Origin of the sequence: Salmonella sp. SAL00670 (genome assembly GCF_046552235.1) — a bacterium.
GTDB lineage: Bacteria > Pseudomonadota > Gammaproteobacteria > Enterobacterales > Enterobacteriaceae > Salmonella > Salmonella enterica.
Genome location: NZ_JBGDUO010000001.1, coordinates 909,886 through 925,596, shown reverse-complemented (window position 1 = coordinate 925,596; position 15,711 = coordinate 909,886). Strand labels below are relative to the sequence as shown.

General features: G+C 52.2%; 14 protein-coding genes and 1 pseudogene. 7 read left to right on the top strand and 8 right to left on the bottom strand.

The features are described from left to right. Positions 1-29 precede the first annotated feature (29 nt). On the top strand, positions 30-122 hold the full coding sequence (ymiC, locus tag ACLJRS_RS04605) for a small membrane protein YmiC (protein ID WP_223148964.1): 93 nt from the start codon (positions 30-32) through the stop codon (positions 120-122). A 182-nt stretch (positions 123-304) separates the two neighbouring features. After that, on the top strand, positions 305-2,980 hold the full coding sequence (acnA, locus tag ACLJRS_RS04600) for an aconitate hydratase AcnA (RefSeq protein ID WP_000099475.1): 2,676 nt from the start codon (positions 305-307) through the stop codon (positions 2,978-2,980). A 55-nt stretch (positions 2,981-3,035) separates the two neighbouring features. On the opposite strand, the gene ribA is transcribed toward acnA, so the two are convergent. Beyond that, entirely contained in the window at positions 3,036-3,626 is a 591-nt protein-coding gene (ribA, locus tag ACLJRS_RS04595) for a GTP cyclohydrolase II (RefSeq protein WP_001176284.1), read from the bottom strand. A 195-nt stretch (positions 3,627-3,821) separates the two neighbouring features. On the opposite strand from ribA, the gene pgpB reads away from it, so the two are divergent. From pgpB to yciH, 5 genes are all read left to right on the top strand, one after another. After that, entirely contained in the window at positions 3,822-4,586 is a 765-nt protein-coding gene (pgpB, locus tag ACLJRS_RS04590; RefSeq protein ID WP_000948651.1) for a phosphatidylglycerophosphatase B, read from the top strand. Between the two features lie 149 nt (positions 4,587-4,735). Then, the gene (locus ACLJRS_RS04585; RefSeq protein ID WP_000876301.1) at positions 4,736-5,044 is read left to right on the top strand and encodes a LapA family protein; all 309 of its coding nucleotides are present in this window, start codon (positions 4,736-4,738) and stop codon (positions 5,042-5,044) included. Positions 5,045-5,050: 6 nt separating this feature from the next. Further along, positions 5,051-6,220 carry a lipopolysaccharide assembly protein LapB gene (gene lapB, locus ACLJRS_RS04580; RefSeq protein ID WP_000891378.1) on the top strand — a complete coding sequence of 390 codons (1,170 nt, stop codon included), beginning with the start codon at positions 5,051-5,053 and terminating at the stop codon, positions 6,218-6,220. Positions 6,221-6,410: 190 nt separating this feature from the next. Beyond that, positions 6,411-7,148: an orotidine-5'-phosphate decarboxylase gene (pyrF, locus tag ACLJRS_RS04575; protein WP_001669189.1), complete on the top strand. Its 738-nt coding sequence runs from the start codon at positions 6,411-6,413 to the stop codon at positions 7,146-7,148. After that, a complete protein-coding gene (yciH, locus tag ACLJRS_RS04570) occupies positions 7,148-7,474 on the top strand; it encodes a stress response translation initiation inhibitor YciH (protein WP_001285199.1) in 327 nt (108 codons plus the stop codon). Before pyrF ends, yciH begins: the two co-directional genes overlap by 1 nt. Positions 7,475-7,593: 119 nt before the next feature. On the opposite strand, the gene osmB is transcribed toward yciH, so the two are convergent. The 7 genes and pseudogenes from osmB to fabI all read right to left on the bottom strand — a co-directional run bounded on the left by osmB (position 7,594) and on the right by fabI (position 15,599). After that, on the bottom strand, positions 7,594-7,812 hold the full coding sequence (osmB, locus tag ACLJRS_RS04565) for an osmotically-inducible lipoprotein OsmB (RefSeq protein WP_000481166.1): 219 nt from the start codon (positions 7,810-7,812) through the stop codon (positions 7,594-7,596). A gap of 258 nt (positions 7,813-8,070) precedes the next feature. Beyond that, positions 8,071-8,823, bottom strand: a complete 753-nt coding sequence (locus tag ACLJRS_RS04560; protein WP_001088593.1) for a DNA-binding transcriptional regulator YciT — start codon at positions 8,821-8,823, stop codon at positions 8,071-8,073. A gap of 86 nt (positions 8,824-8,909) precedes the next feature. Continuing rightward, complete coding sequence (locus tag ACLJRS_RS04555) at positions 8,910-9,089, bottom strand: hypothetical protein (protein ID WP_001279854.1); 180 nt, start codon at positions 9,087-9,089, stop codon at positions 8,910-8,912. A gap of 121 nt (positions 9,090-9,210) precedes the next feature. Then, positions 9,211-11,193, bottom strand: coding sequence for a cyclic di-GMP phosphodiesterase (gene pdeR, locus ACLJRS_RS04550; RefSeq protein WP_001670746.1), 1,983 nt, complete (start codon positions 11,191-11,193; stop codon positions 9,211-9,213). Between the two features lie 261 nt (positions 11,194-11,454). Further along, positions 11,455-13,389, bottom strand: a complete 1,935-nt coding sequence (locus ACLJRS_RS04545) for an exoribonuclease II (protein WP_000485056.1) — start codon at positions 13,387-13,389, stop codon at positions 11,455-11,457. A 244-nt stretch (positions 13,390-13,633) separates the two neighbouring features. Then, positions 13,634-14,611, bottom strand: a pseudogene (locus tag ACLJRS_RS04540) (CMD domain-containing protein); the annotation flags it as partial. A gap of 199 nt (positions 14,612-14,810) precedes the next feature. Continuing rightward, a complete protein-coding gene (fabI, locus tag ACLJRS_RS04535; RefSeq protein ID WP_000506501.1) occupies positions 14,811-15,599 on the bottom strand; it encodes an enoyl-ACP reductase FabI in 789 nt (262 codons plus the stop codon). Between the last annotated feature and the right edge of the window lie 112 nt (positions 15,600-15,711).

Below are 15,711 nucleotides of genomic sequence, written 5' to 3'. Positions count from 1 at the left end.
GTATTGATTAAACACAGTTGGTGTCGCCTATGTTAACGTCAAATATAAAGTATTGGTCATGGACTGGCGCGTTTATATTATCGCTACTGTTCTGGGCCGAGTTAATCTGGATTGCCGTCTAATCTCGTCAAAGCCCGATAATGCGTTATTTATCGGGCTTTTTCATCTTCGTTCCTCGCCTGTTAGGTTTCTCCTCTTTTAGCAATTTGGGTTGTTATCAAAACGTTACATTTTGTTTGTGTTATCTTTAATACAACCCTGTGGAGAATCAGGGTAACGCAACCCTGTCATTTAAGGAGGAGCTATGTCGTCAACCCTACGAGAAGCCAGTAAGGATACATTGCAGGCCAAAGATAAAACGTATCATTACTACAGTCTGCCGTTGGCTGCCAAATCCCTGGGCGATATCGCCCGTTTGCCCAAATCACTTAAAGTGTTACTGGAAAACCTGTTGCGCTGGCAGGACGGCGAATCTGTGACTGATGAAGATATTCAGGCGCTGGCCGGTTGGCTTAAAAATGCCCATGCCGATCGTGAAATTGCCTGGCGGCCCGCCCGTGTCCTGATGCAGGACTTTACCGGCGTGCCTGCCGTTGTCGACCTGGCGGCGATGCGTGAAGCCGTTAAACGCCTCGGCGGCGATACGTCGAAAGTGAACCCGTTATCGCCGGTTGATCTGGTTATTGACCACTCTGTGACGGTCGATCATTTCGGCGATGATGATGCGTTTGAAGAAAACGTGCGGCTGGAAATGGAACGTAACCATGAGCGTTATATGTTCCTGAAATGGGGAAAGCAGGCATTCAGCCGTTTCAGCGTGGTGCCGCCCGGCACCGGCATTTGCCATCAGGTTAACCTGGAATACCTGGGTAAAGCCGTCTGGAGCGAATTACAGGACGGGGAGTGGATTGCTTACCCGGACTCGCTGGTGGGGACTGACTCCCATACGACCATGATTAATGGTCTGGGCGTATTGGGGTGGGGCGTGGGCGGTATCGAAGCGGAAGCGGCGATGCTTGGTCAGCCCGTGTCGATGCTTATCCCGGATGTCGTCGGCTTTAAGTTAACCGGTAAACTTCGGGAGGGGATCACTGCCACTGACCTGGTGCTAACCGTCACGCAAATGCTGCGTAAGCATGGCGTCGTGGGTAAATTTGTTGAATTTTATGGTGACGGTCTGGATTCGCTGCCGTTGGCGGATCGCGCGACCATCGCTAATATGTCGCCGGAATATGGTGCCACCTGTGGTTTCTTCCCCATTGACGCCATCACCCTGGAATATATGCGATTAAGCGGACGTAGCGACGATCTGGTCGAGCTGGTTGAAACCTACGCGAAGGCGCAGGGAATGTGGCGTAATCCCGGAGACGAACCGGTATTTACCAGTACGCTGGAACTGGATATGGGCGATGTCGAGGCCAGCCTGGCCGGGCCGAAACGCCCGCAGGATCGCGTAGCGTTAGGCGATGTGCCGAAAGCCTTTGCCGCCAGCGCCGAGCTGGAGCTGAATACCGCGCAAAGAGATCGCCAGCCGGTTGACTATACGATGAACGGACAGCCATATCAGCTTCCGGATGGCGCTGTCGTCATTGCCGCCATCACCTCCTGCACGAATACCTCGAATCCCAGCGTGCTGATGGCGGCGGGATTACTGGCGAAAAAAGCAGTAACGCTGGGGTTGAAGCGTCAACCGTGGGTCAAGGCTTCTCTGGCGCCGGGGTCAAAAGTGGTATCTGACTATCTGGCGCAGGCCAAACTTACGCCTTATCTGGATGAGCTCGGTTTTAACCTGGTCGGTTATGGCTGTACGACCTGTATCGGGAACTCTGGTCCGTTGCCGGAGCCTATTGAGACCGCGATTAAAAAAGGCGATCTGACGGTAGGGGCCGTGCTTTCCGGTAACCGAAATTTTGAAGGGCGTATCCATCCGCTGGTGAAAACGAACTGGTTGGCGTCGCCGCCGCTGGTGGTCGCGTATGCGCTGGCCGGAAACATGAATATTAACCTCGCGACAGACCCGCTGGGGTACGATCGTAAAGGCGATCCGGTATACCTGAAGGATATCTGGCCTTCGGCGCAGGAAATTGCCCGCGCCGTTGAACTGGTATCATCGGATATGTTCCGTAAAGAGTATGCGGAAGTGTTTGAGGGCACGGAAGAATGGAAATCGATTCAGGTTGAATCGTCCGATACCTACGGCTGGCAGTCGGATTCAACCTATATTCGCCTGTCGCCTTTCTTTGATGAAATGCAGGCCCAGCCTGCGCCAGTCAAAGATATCCACGGCGCGCGTATCCTGGCGATGCTGGGGGATTCGGTAACGACCGACCATATTTCTCCGGCCGGCAGTATCAAGCCGGACAGTCCCGCCGGACGCTATCTGCAAAACCACGGCGTTGAGCGGAAGGATTTTAACTCCTATGGATCACGGCGCGGCAACCATGAAGTGATGATGCGCGGTACGTTCGCCAATATTCGTATTCGCAACGAAATGCTGCCCGGCGTCGAAGGTGGCATGACGCGGCATTTACCGGGTACGGAAGCGATGTCGATTTATGATGCTGCGATGCTCTACCAGCAGGAAAAAACGCCGCTGGCGGTAATTGCCGGGAAAGAGTATGGGTCGGGATCGAGCCGTGACTGGGCGGCAAAAGGTCCGCGGCTGTTAGGTATCCGCGTGGTGATCGCCGAGTCGTTCGAACGTATCCACCGCTCAAACCTGATTGGGATGGGGATCCTGCCGCTGGAGTTTCCACAGGGCGTAACGCGTAAAACGCTTGGACTGACCGGGGAAGAGGTGATTGATATCGCGGATCTGCAAAACCTGCGCCCTGGCGCGACCATTCCGGTGACGTTAACGAGATCGGACGGCAGCAAAGAAACGGTGCCTTGCCGCTGTCGCATTGATACCGCCACCGAGCTGACTTACTACCAGAATGACGGCATCTTGCACTATGTCATTAGAAATATGCTGAACTAAAGCCGTTTATCGGGCCTGCCGTAAACAGGCAGGCCCGCGCTTTAATACCGGTGGCTTACTTGCTTAGCAGGTGGCCCATTTTGGCCGCTTTAGTATCGAGATAATGCTCATTATTTGGATTACGACCCACAATGAGCGGAACGCGTTCCACGATATTAATTCCCGCCTCGGTCAGTATTTCGACTTTCTTCGGATTATTGGTCAGCAGGCGAACTTCATCCACGCCGAGTAATTTGAACATATCCGCGCACAGGGTGAAATCACGCTCATCGGCGGCAAAGCCGAGCTGATGATTGGCCTCCACCGTGTCATAGCCTTGATCCTGTAACGCATAAGCGCGAATTTTATTAAGCAGGCCGATATTGCGGCCTTCCTGACGGTGGTAAATCAGAATACCGCGTCCTTCTTCCGCAATATGCGTCAGCGCGGCTTCCAGTTGAAAACCACAGTCACAGCGCAGACTAAAAAGCGCGTCCCCGGTAAGACATTCGGAATGAACGCGAGCCAGTACTGGCGTTTTACCTGAAATATCGCCAAAAACCAGCGCGGCATGGTCGTGTCCGGTTGCCAGTTCTTCAAATCCCACCATCAGAAAGTCACCCAATGGGGTTGGCAGTTTGGCTTCTGCCACACGTTTAAGCTGCATGTATTTCTCCAGATTATGCTGACGCCTGCGGTGTCGTCGCCTGTTGGCCTGTATCCCGCTATTTTGCCATAAGGCGGCGGACATCACCTAATCACTACCACGTAATTGCTCAGGAATGGCACAAATTTGTCAATTTTCCAGTCCGGCGAGAATTTTCAGTTATGATTGTGATACTTACTTATAAAAGGAGCATCCATGCTTTCAATTGCGAGGCGCACCGCGGCAGGCGCCGCCCTGTTGCTTATCATGCCGCTTGCCGTATGGGTATCAGGCTGGCAGTGGCAGCCAGGACATCAGGTCTGGTGGCTAAAAACGCTATTCTGGATAACGGAAACCGTGACCAAACCCTGGGGCGTTATCACGCATGTGATTCTTTGTGGATGGTTCTTATGGTGCCTGCGATTTCGCCTGCGCGCCGCCATTATGCTGTTTGCGATTCTCGGCGGGGCGATTATCGTCGGGCAGGGCGTGAAGTCATGGGTAAAGGAGCGCGTACAGGAGCCGCGGCCATTTGTGGTCTGGCTTGAAAAAACGCACCATATTCCCGTCGATGAGTTCTACACTTTAAAGCGTACAGAACGCGGACATTTAGTGAAAGAGCAGTTGGCCGGGCAACAGAACATCCCCGTTTTCCTGCGTCAGCACTGGCAAAAAGAGACGGGCTTTGCGTTTCCCTCCGGACACACCATGTTTGCAGCGAGCTGGGCGCTTTTGGCCGTGGGTCTGTTATGGCCGCGCAGACGGACTTTCACCATCGCGTTTTTGTTAGTCTGGGCGACCGGCGTAATGGGCAGCCGTTTGCTTCTGGGAATGCACTGGCCGCGAGATTTAGTGGTCGCCACGCTCATCTCCTGGCTATTAGTTACCCTGGCGACCTGGCTAGCGCAGCGAATTTGCGGGCCGCTTATGCCGCCTCGTGAAGAAGCGCAAGAAATTGCTGAACGCGAGCAGGAAAGCTGACAACGGTTGATTTTCTGACTATTGCCCTTAAATCATCTGATGGCGGGCGCATTTCCATTTCGCGCGAGGCGGGAAAATGGTAATTTAGAAGGCTGGATGCGGTAAGTTGGACACGATTTATTCGCGCAAACCACATAACGGGAAGTAATGTGAAATATTTACTCATTTTCTTACTGGTATTGGCGATTTTTGTTATTTCGGTGACGCTGGGCGCGCAGAATGATCAACAGGTGACGTTTAACTACCTGCTGGCGCAAGGGGAGTATCGTATCTCCACGTTGCTTGCTGTGCTGTTCGCCGTAGGTTTTGCGATTGGCTGGCTGATTTGCGGCCTGTTCTGGCTGCGGGTCCGCGTTTCCCTTGCCCGCGCTGAACGTAAAATTAAACGACTGGAAAACAAGCTTTCGCCAGCAACCGACGTTGCGGTCCCTGCCGATTCGTCGGTTGTTAAGGAATAATCATTTATGTTGGAGTTGTTATTTCTGCTGTTGCCTGTAGCCGCTGCCTATGGGTGGTATATGGGTCGCAGAAGTGCGCAACAAACAAAACAGGATGAAGCTAACCGCCTGTCGCGCGATTATGTCGCAGGGGTTAACTTCCTGCTGAGTAACCAACAAGATAAAGCGGTGGATCTGTTCCTCGATATGCTTAAAGAGGATACGGGCACCGTTGAGGCTCATCTCACTCTCGGTAATCTGTTTCGCTCACGCGGCGAAGTCGATCGCGCCATTCGTATTCATCAAACGCTCATGGAAAGCGCTTCATTGACCTATGAACAGCGTTTACTGGCTGTTCAGCAACTGGGGCGCGACTATATGGCCGCCGGTTTATATGACCGCGCGGAAGATATGTTTAACCAACTTACCGACGAAACGGAATTTCGCGTAGGCGCGTTACAACAGCTCTTGCAAATCTATCAGCTAACCAGCGACTGGCAAAAGGCGATCGAAGTAGCAGAACGGCTGGTGAAACTGGGCAAAGATAAACAGCGTATCGAAATCGCCCATTTTTACTGTGAGTTAGCTTTACAGCAGATGGGCAACGACGACATGGATCGCGCGATGGCGTTGCTGAAAAAAGGTGCCGCCGCAGATAAAAATAGCGCCCGGGTGTCTATCATGATGGGGCGCGTTTATATGGCGAGAGGGGATTACGCCAAAGCGGTCGAAAGCCTGCAACGTGTGATCGTTCAGGATAAAGAGCTGGTCAGCGAAACGCTGGAGATGCTGCAAACCTGTTATCAACAGCTCGGTAAAAATGCCGAGTGGGCGGAGTTTTTACGTCGCGCCGTTGAGGAGAATACCGGTGCTGGCGCTGAGTTAATGCTTGCCGATATTCTGGAAGCACGTGAAGGTAGTGACGCAGCTCAAGTCTATATCACGCGTCAGCTACAGCGACATCCTACCATGCGGGTGTTCCATAAGCTGATGGATTACCATCTCAACGAGGCGGAAGAAGGGCGAGCGAAAGAAAGCCTGATGGTACTGCGTGATATGGTTGGCGAGCAGGTGCGCAGTAAACCGCGGTATCGTTGTCAGAAATGCGGTTTTACCGCCTATACCTTGTACTGGCACTGTCCGTCCTGCCGGGCATGGTCGACCATTAAACCTATTCGCGGACTTGATGGGCAGTAGTATATAAAAAAAGCTTCAATTTAGTTACAACATACTTGATGACGTAAAGCTAGAAACGACGCTGGCATCGGCGGCCAGGGCTTATCAGGTTGTCAATCGAACCTGTTAATTTCCCTGCGCCGCAGGTAGAATGCACGCCGTTTATCCAATTTGCGCCACTTCCGGTGCCCATCATCAAGAAGGTCTGGTCATGACGTTTACTGCTTCATCTTCTTCCTGCGCTATTACTGAATCGCCTGTCGTTGTGGCGTTGGATTACCATGAACGCGATAAAGCCCTGGCGTTTGTCGACAAAATCGATCCTCGCGATTGTCGCTTAAAAGTGGGCAAAGAGATGTTCACGCTGTTTGGTCCACAACTCGTTCGGGATCTCCAGCAACGTGGGTTTGATGTCTTTCTTGATCTAAAATTTCATGATATTCCCAACACCACGGCCCGGGCAGTCGCCGCAGCGGCAGACCTGGGCGTCTGGATGGTAAACGTTCACGCGTCTGGCGGGGCGAGAATGATGGCCGCAGCGCGCGACGCGCTGGCGCCATTCGGTAAAGATGCGCCGTTGCTCATTGCCGTGACCGTGTTGACCAGTATGGAAACCAGCGATCTACACGATCTGGGCGTGACGTTGTCACCGGCGGAACATGCGGAGCGGCTGGCGCGCCTGACGCAGCAATGCGGGCTGGATGGCGTGGTCTGTTCCGCTCAGGAAGCTGTCAGATTTAAACAGGTCTTTGGCGCTGCATTTAAGCTGGTGACGCCGGGCATTCGGCCCGCAGGCAGCGAGGCAGGCGACCAGCGACGCATTATGACGCCCGAACAGGCATTATCCGCCGGCGTCGACTATATGGTGATTGGCCGCCCGGTTACGCAATCGGTAGATCCGGCGCAAACGCTGAAGGATATTAACGCGTCACTGAAACGGGAGGCATAATGAGCGATTCCAATAGTCGTCTGGTTTATTCAACACAGACGGGGCGCATTGAAGAACCTAAAACGGCGCCGGTTCGTCCCAAAGGGGATGGTATCGTTCGCATTCAGCGTCAAACCAGTGGCCGTAAGGGTAAAGGCGTATGTTTGATTACCGGTATCGAGATGAATGATGCGGAATTAACCAAACTGGCGGCTGAACTGAAGAAAAAATGCGGCTGTGGCGGGGCAGTAAAAGAAGGGATTATTGAAATTCAGGGTGATAAACGCGACTTGATAAAATCATTGCTGGAAGCTAAAGGAATGAAAGTAAAATTAGCTGGCGGCTAATGAAAACGCCACGGTTGTAAATTACCGTGGCGTAAAAGTCAACTTTGTCTATTTTTGTAATCCAGACCTGAAAAGAATAAACGTATTATTTTGAGCCGTTCAATATTTAAACGTCTGGATTATTTTCCAACCTGGTGACCAATCACGCCGCCGACCGCCGCGCCGCCCAGGGTGCCTAATGTACTGCCGTCCGTTAACACTGCGCCGCCTAATGCCCCCGCACCTGCGCCAATAGCCGTGTTGCGATCGCGCTTGGACCAGTTTGAGCAGGCGCTCAGAGACATTGCTACGGTGATTGCCAGCACAGCAGCGGCCATTTTTTTGCTCGTCATAAACATAATACTCTCTCCTGAATTAACGATTCACGGAATTAAGCTCACTATAACTATAGTTAAAATAAAACCTGTTAAGAGATTTTCCGTAAAACCTGATTGCGCAGGGGTATATCACGCAGGTGATAGTCACTTCCTGTTATTTCGCTAATATTAATTTTACGACGTTACGCTCGTTACAACAGGTAAATAGTCTTAATTGGGGTGTCAGAAAAGTCTTAGAGAGAGGATGATTTGCCATAGGGCAAACCATCGGGAAATATTTTAAACGGATGAGCCAATAACATTGACTAGCAGCCCCGCATGTTCTAACTGCATTTGATCGCTGGCGGAAATTTTGGAATCCGTAATGACACGATGGAAGCGAGAGAGCGGGCCCAGGGGATAGGGATGCACACAGCCAAATTTGGAGCTATCGGTGAGGACAATCGCTTCTGAGCCTTTTTCCAGAACAGCGTTAACCACATCCGATCGCATCATATCGCGTCCGGTAAAGCCGGTATCAGCCTGCCAGCCATCAATACCGATAAATGCTTTGCTGAAATGCACTTGATGGATAAACTGTCGCGTCAACGGCCCTACCATGCTTTCACTTTTTTTCTGATAGATTCCACCGAGGAGAATGACTTCGCAAGGGGTTTCTTTCAGCAGATGCGCGATATAACTGCTCACGGTGATGATCGTGACATCTTTTTGTTCCGCCAGCGTCCGGGCCAATAGCGCATTGCTGCTGCCATTTTCAATAAAAACGGATTCCCCTGGACTGACCAGCGAGGCGGCGAACTCCGCCAGTCGGCGTTTTAGCGTGTAGTTCGTCATCATGCGAGTCTCTACGTCATCGCTCTCAAGCGAAACGGCGAAACCGTGCGCACGGCGTAAATAGCTCTGTTTTTCCAGGGTATTCAGATCCTGACGAATCGTGACTTCAGATACGCCGGTAATTTTCGCCAGTTCAGCAACGCTCATCTGGCCTTTATCAACCACCATTTGCAAAATTGATTGTTGTCGGGAGTTCATAGTATTAATTTTATTCGTTAAGAGGAGTCAACAGACAGTCAGAGAGCCGGGAAGGGCTAACGGCCATCCCGGACAAATAATCGCTATCAGATTTCCCAGGGCGACCCGGGAGCCTGGGATGGCGAGATACCGTCTTTAACCTGATCTAACAGCTCTGCTCTCAATATTTCAAGGTTATTGATGGCCGAGTGGTAATCGCCAGCAACAAGGATATCCAGCACGGTATCAATGCGTGCGGCAATTCGTTGTGCTTCGATATCAGACATGTTTGTCATCCTTAATGTCAGAAAAGGTTTCAATTCATGATGCAGAAATTAATCTGAAAAGAGAAGGGAAAAATAGGGCTATGCCTGTCTGCACAGGCTGTTCTCCCTATTATCGTCGCCATTAACGCATTTTTTTCGTCTGATAACGTTTGTACCAGCGTTCAAAAGAAACGGCGGGCATAGGTTTGGCGAATAAAAAGCCCTGTCGTTCATTGACGCCGTTTTTTGTCAGGAAGGCATCTTCTTTAGCATTTTCTACACCTTCGGCAATCACTTGTAAATTTAGCGCCTGAGCCACCGCGACAATCGCCCTAACCAGAGATTGCGACAGCGGTTGCTTATGGATATCTCTGACGAAAGCCTGATCCAGTTTAACGGCATCAATAGGGAACCGGGCGAGTTGAGAAAGCGAAGAATACCCTGTGCCAAAATCATCCAGATGAATCTGGGCGCCGAGCTGACTAAATTGCTGGATAACCGATAGCGCCAGCGTGTCGTTTTCGATCAGGCAGCTTTCCGTTAGCTCGACATCGATTGGGCAATACTCAAAATTCAGATCGTACAAAGCCTGTTTAAGCGCAGTAAAAAGCGTCTGGTCGGCCAGTTGTCGCGCCGAAAAGTTAACGGCTACGCGCAAGTTAATCCCCTTATCGCGCCATTTCGCAATCTGGCGAACTACATCCAGAATCACCCAGCGGCCCAGCGGGACGATGAGTCCTGACTCTTCGGCGTATGAGATGAACTCCAGCGGCGGAATTAATCCGCGTTCCGGCGATTGCCAGCGTACCAGCGCTTCCAGGCTACGTACTTCGCCGCGCCAGGTAATTTTGGGCTGATAGTGAATAAGTAACTGGTCGTTTTCCAGCGCTTTTCGCAGGTTTGTATCCAGCCAGTGATAGTCAAATACGCGCTGATTCATTTCCGGCGAAAAAACGCAGAACTGACCGCGGCCGCCTTCTTTGGCGTTATACATTGCGGTGTCGGCAGTGCGAATGAGACTTTCGCTGTCCTGTCCGTGCCGGGGGGCCAACGAAATGCCAATGGCGCATCCCGTGTAAACTTCAATGAGTCCAATACGAAACGGTTGCCGCAGACGGGTAAGGATTCGTGAGGCTACTGCTTCCAGCGCGGCCTGAGACGTATGGGCAGCGAGGACAATGAATTCATCTCCCCCCAGTCTGGCCAGCAATTGATCTTCCTCCAGACAACTCAACAGCGCCAGCGAAACGGCCTGTAAGAGCTGATCGCCAAACATATGCCCATAGGCGTCATTAATTTTCTTGAAATTATCCAGATCGAGATAAACGATACCCACCTGCGACTCGCCAGCCGAGGCAATAGCATGATTAATAAATTCATGAATAGCATTGCGATTGGGCAGGCCGGTGACGGTGTCTGTATTCGCCAGTATGCGTAAACGCTCCTGAGTCCGCCTTTCTTCGGTGATATCCGTGCCTGCGCAGATCAGGAAAATTTCGTTTTTTCCGCTACCGTTATGGACAAATTTATTACGAAATAAGAACAGGCGTTGACCTTTACGAGTCTTTATCCAGCGTTCGATTTCATAGGCATTGACATTGCGAAAAAAATTCTCAATGTAGTGCCGGGAGGCAACCGCCTCCCGGCGACTCATAAATAATTTAAAGACGCTTTGACCAATTACATCTCGCTCTTTTAAGCCCGTGTACTCTTCGCATAACCGATTAAATCGACAGATTTTTCCCCGACTATCCAGTATCGCAATGACTGAGTTGGCTTCTGATACGATTTGCTCGGCAAAAGAGAGTTCCTGCGCCTGCGTTGGCGCGACGGCAGGCGTATCAGGCCAGGTTGCCAGGCTGCCAGCCCATTCACGGTTATTAATCTTACGGCCTACCAGGTGCACAGCGGTAACCTGTTTTTCTATCAACAACGTTATCAGCAGACTGGACGTAATCGCCGTTATTTCCCGGATACGCCCGGCTTGTTCCGGCGATAGCTCGACCGTTTTTTCTGTATCCGTTTCACCTGTCGGGGAGAGATACAGCACGTTGCGGTCATCAGCCAGACGCCAGTGAGAGTGAAGGGGATTTAGCGCCGTTTGTTCCTGAATCTGTTTCATCATGCGTACCATCCCATTTAAGCGCCAGGTGCCCGAAAAGAAAGGTTAGCCATGTTATAAATAAGGGTAATTATGGCTGAACGTATTGTTTTATCTATGTATTCATATGTAATCCAGATTCTGGAAAAAGCATAGTCGCCAGCTAAAAATAACAAGAAATGAGGCGCTTGAATAAGATTAAACTTAGAGCATGACGGAAGGGAGAAGAAGAAAAGAAACGGCCTTTGCCTTCTCAGCAAAGGCCGTTGAGCGAGCTAAGCGTGGTTACGCTGCCGGTCGGGCAATAATGCTGCGGGTTTCCATGCGAACTTCCGCAATAGTGACATCAATGACATCCGTCACTTTATAAACCGTCTCACCTTTAATCTGTACCGTACCGTTTTCCTGGCTGCATACCAGTTCATCGCGAACGGCGTGCAGGAACGGGGCAGGGATAAAGGCGATAGCGCCGTTATCGACCAGTCGCACGCGCATACCACCGCGGCTGACGTCAATAATTTCTGCCGCGAAACGGGTATTTGTCCCCGCCTTATCGTTAAGGAAGCGTGCATATAACCAGTCGCCGACATCGCGCTCCGCCATGCGGTTCAGGCGACGGCGTTCCGCCATTTGTTGGGTGATATCTTCCTGCGGACGCGCAATAGCTTCCCCCTTGATGACCGCTTTCAGCAGGCGATGGTTAATCATATCGCCATACTTACGGATGGGAGAAGTCCAGGTGGCGTAAGCCTCAAGGCCAAGACCGAAATGCGGCCCCGGCTCGGTGCTGATTTCCGCAAAAGACTGGAAGCGACGAATGCGGCTGTCAAGGAAACCGGAGGGCTGCGCATCCAGTTCGCGACGCAGTTTACAGAAGCCTTCCAGCGTCAGCACCTCTTCGGCATCGACATGCAGACCATGCGTTTTCAGCAGCGCGGCCAGCGCGTCGGCATTCGCGGGATCGAAGCCCGTATGTACGTTGTAAATACCGAAACCGAGCTTATCGCGCAGTACGCGCGCGGCGCAAAGGTTAGCGGCGATCATCGACTCTTCTACGATACGGTTAGCGATACGGCGCGGTTCCGCCACAATATCCAGTACTTCGCCTTTTTCGCCAAGCACAAAGCGGTAATCCGGGCGGTCTTTAAAGACTAACGCATGATGATGACGCCACTCACTGCGGCTTAGACAAATACGGTGCAACAGACGAATCTGCTGGGCAATGTCTTCGTTCTCCGGCTGCCAGGTGCCGTTATTTTCCAGCCAGTCGGAGACATTGTCGTACGCCAGCTTGGCCTTCGATTCGATGGTGGCCGCAAAAAAGGCGATATCATCGTCAATGGTGCCGTCCGCGGCGATGATCATGCGACAGGCGAGCGCCGGACGCACTTCGTTGGCGCGCAGCGAACACAGATCGTCAGACAGCTCACGCGGCAGCATAGGAATATTGAAGCCCGGCAGGTAGTTGGTGAAGGCGCGAATTTTCGCTGTGTTATCCAGCTTACTGCCTTCGGCAATCCAGGCGGTAGGATCGGCGATAGCCACCGTAAGCTGGAGTCTGCCGTCCGCTAATTCCTCAGCGTAAAGCGCGTCATCCATATCTTCAGTGCTGGCGCTATCGATAGTGACGAAATTCAGCGCGGTCAGATCCTGGCGCTCCAGCCCTTCGTCCAGCATCTCCGTCGCTACGCCGTTCGGCGCTTCTTTTTCCAGGTTGTGGCGGGCAAGCGTAACCCACCAGGGAACAAAGTGATCGTCGGCAAAGGTGATGTACTGCGTTAAATCGGCGTAAAACGAACGGTCGCCTTTAAGCGGATGGCGGCGCATTTCGGCAACCGCCCAGTCACCTTCTTTGAACTCATGCTGAACGCCGCGCGCGGCGCGGCAGGGAATCGCGTCTTTCAGCAACGGATGATCCGGCACGATGGACAGGCGGTCATTTTTACCCTGAACTTTTCCCACAAAACGCGTCAGGAACGGTTCGATCAGTTCTTCCGGCTCGGCAGACTCACGTTCTTTTTCCGTGTGGATGACCGCGACGATACGATCGCCATGCATCACTTTTTTCATCTGCGGCGGAGGAATGAAGTAGCTTTTTTGCGCGTCAACCTCAAGGAAGCCAAAGCCTTTTTCCGTGGCTTTTACGACCCCTTCAGCGCGCGGCGTCTGGGAATGCAGTTGCTGTTTAAGCTGCGCTAGCAGCGGGTTGTCCTGAAACATATTCGTCTATTTTCGTAGCCAAAAGAGCGGCTGACAGTTTTACGCGATTCTGCCTGGCGCAGCAAGCGCTCTTTCAGTAATGGATGAGTTAATAGGTTTCGCCCAACGCGATTTTTAAACGATTTAACCATCCGCACACGCCGCACCAGCCTAACATATTAATGGCCTGCTCCGATGAAACTCCCCTGGTGAGTAGCGGGAAAAAATGCGCGGCGCTAAAGCGATCGGGCGCTCTGGTGAGCCATTGTATCGCCTGTGTCAGCGCAGGCTCAAGTTCCCAACGAGCGATGTCGTCGTCTTCCTGGCGTAACGTGATGACAGCGCGACGCCACGCGCCAGGTTGGGTTGCCTGTTCGTTAAAGCAGGCGGCGCTGCCGTTGATACGTGATGTGAGGAGCGTGATAAGTGGAAGTAAAGAAGGGGGCGATGCAGTGTGTAATGTGCTGGTCAGTATGCGTTCGAGTAACGCGAATGAAGACGGATCGCGCATGAGTACCGGCGCCATCATTTGGCATTGTGAAGACGAATATTGCCGCCGAACTTTGGTATGGGCTGGAGGATATTCTACCAGACTGGCGGCGGGCCGCCATATCGTCTGGGGGTTTTGAAACCGCGCGGCCCTGGCAAAGCGCTGCATCTCCTGGCCGGGCAGTTCGCGCACGGGCAGACGGCAAAACGCCTGAAATATCGCCGCTACCCGCGCCTGAAAACCGATAAACCCAATGATCTGATTGATGAGTACGGTATCCCGGGCGGTTAATCCCACCTCTGCAAGCTGTTCGCGGGCTCGCGTATTGATAACGGAGGGGGAGCCGGCAAGCTGACGAGCGTATTGCGTAATTTGCGCCAGCCGTTGATTGCTCTCTCTTGAGGCGTCAGGGCCAGGTAGCGGCGCCAGACGCGCGGCATAATGGCGGCACAAACGCTGAACCCCAAATACCTGAGCGGCGGTCAGCGCGGTGCTCATACGTTCATAGGCGCTAAACGTATGAAGCCGGTCGTTGAGAACCGTGCGGGGAAATAAGACATCCGCCAACTGGCGAGCGGGCTTTAACCATGACTCAAAAGGCGTCAACGCGGTTTCTGATACCGTTAAATCCAGTAAAAAACGATCGTTAACATACGCGGCTTCCGGCATCAGCGAAAGCGGGGGTTGTGACGACATAGTGGATTGTGTTTCATGATACCAGTGGCTTTTACCCGCTTTTCGGCATTGTTCCATAGGGTTTCCCGAGGATGAAATGGCGATCGATAATGATTCGGCGTCGGATCGTTTATGCTGGATTATCCTGGCGTATGCGGGAAAGGGATGAAAGATTGTTAGGTGATAACAAATATCAGAACGCTATATAACGAGATGAGCGGTGAGTGAGGGGAATGGGGCAGCACAGCCGTGCCGCCCGCTAATAAACTTAATGCGCTTACTTCAGTTCCAGTTCATTCATTGCCGCAATGCTGAACCCGCCGTCAACATGGACGACTTCGCCAGAAATGCCTGCCGAGAGATCGGAACACAGAAACGCCGCTGAGTTACCCACATCTTCAATGGTCACGGTGCGACGAATTGGCGTAACGGCTTCACAATGCGCCAGCATTTTACGGAAGTCTTTAATACCGGACGCCGCCAGCGTGCGGATTGGACCCGCAGAGATGGCGTTGACGCGAACCCCTTCCGGTCCCATAGCGTTTGCCATATAACGCACGTTGGCTTCCAGAGAGGCTTTCGCCAGACCCATGACATTGTAGTTCGGGATGGCGCGCTCCGCTCCCAGATAAGACAAGGTCAACAGCGCAGAACCCGGATTCAGCATGGTGCGGCAGGCTTTCGCCATGGCAACAAAGCTGTAAGAGCTAATATCGTGAGCGATTTTAAAGCCTTCGCGGGTAACCGCATTAACATAATCGCCGTCCAGCTGATCGCCAGGCGCGAAACCGATCGAGTGTACAAAACCGTCAAATTTCGGCCAAACGTTACCCAGCTCTGCAAACATAGCGTCAATGCTGGCATCTTCAGCGACATCACACGGTAAAACGATGCTGGAACCCAGCTGGGCAGCAAATTCTTCTACACGGCCTTTCAGTTTGTCGTTCTGGTAGGTGAACGCCAGTTCAGCTCCTTCGCGGTGCATCGCCTGTGCGATACCGTAGGCGATGGACAGTTTACTGGCCACGCCAGTGACCAGAATGCGCTTACCGGAAAGAAAACCCATAGCTTTAATCCTTATAGTCATTGCTTATTTTTTGCTTTTACGAACAATGGTTAACAGCAACTTTTCAACATTATTCGAAATTAGTCTGAAATTATATCCCACTCCTGGCCCC

Excerpts from the sequence above, each read along its gene's own strand:
- yciH (WP_001285199.1), top strand. The coding sequence starts at position 7,148 with ATGAGCGATTCCAATAGTCGTCTGGTTTATTCAACACAGACGGGGCGC.
- ACLJRS_RS04555 (WP_001279854.1), bottom strand. The coding sequence starts at position 9,089 with ATGTCTGATATCGAAGCACAACGAATTGCCGCACGCATTGATACCGTG.
- pyrF (WP_001669189.1), top strand. The coding sequence starts at position 6,411 with ATGACGTTTACTGCTTCATCTTCTTCCTGCGCTATTACTGAATCGCCT.
- osmB (WP_000481166.1), bottom strand. The coding sequence starts at position 7,812 with ATGTTTATGACGAGCAAAAAAATGGCCGCTGCTGTGCTGGCAATCACC.
- ymiC (WP_223148964.1), top strand. The coding sequence starts at position 30 with ATGTTAACGTCAAATATAAAGTATTGGTCATGGACTGGCGCGTTTATA.
- fabI (WP_000506501.1), bottom strand. The coding sequence starts at position 15,599 with ATGGGTTTTCTTTCCGGTAAGCGCATTCTGGTCACTGGCGTGGCCAGT.
- lapB (WP_000891378.1), top strand. The coding sequence starts at position 5,051 with ATGTTGGAGTTGTTATTTCTGCTGTTGCCTGTAGCCGCTGCCTATGGG.
- pgpB (WP_000948651.1), top strand. The coding sequence starts at position 3,822 with ATGCTTTCAATTGCGAGGCGCACCGCGGCAGGCGCCGCCCTGTTGCTT.
- ACLJRS_RS04545 (WP_000485056.1), bottom strand. The coding sequence starts at position 13,389 with ATGTTTCAGGACAACCCGCTGCTAGCGCAGCTTAAACAGCAACTGCAT.
- ribA (WP_001176284.1), bottom strand. The coding sequence starts at position 3,626 with ATGCAGCTTAAACGTGTGGCAGAAGCCAAACTGCCAACCCCATTGGGT.
- acnA (WP_000099475.1), top strand. The coding sequence starts at position 305 with ATGTCGTCAACCCTACGAGAAGCCAGTAAGGATACATTGCAGGCCAAA.
- pdeR (WP_001670746.1), bottom strand. The coding sequence starts at position 11,193 with ATGATGAAACAGATTCAGGAACAAACGGCGCTAAATCCCCTTCACTCT.
- ACLJRS_RS04560 (WP_001088593.1), bottom strand. The coding sequence starts at position 8,823 with ATGAACTCCCGACAACAATCAATTTTGCAAATGGTGGTTGATAAAGGC.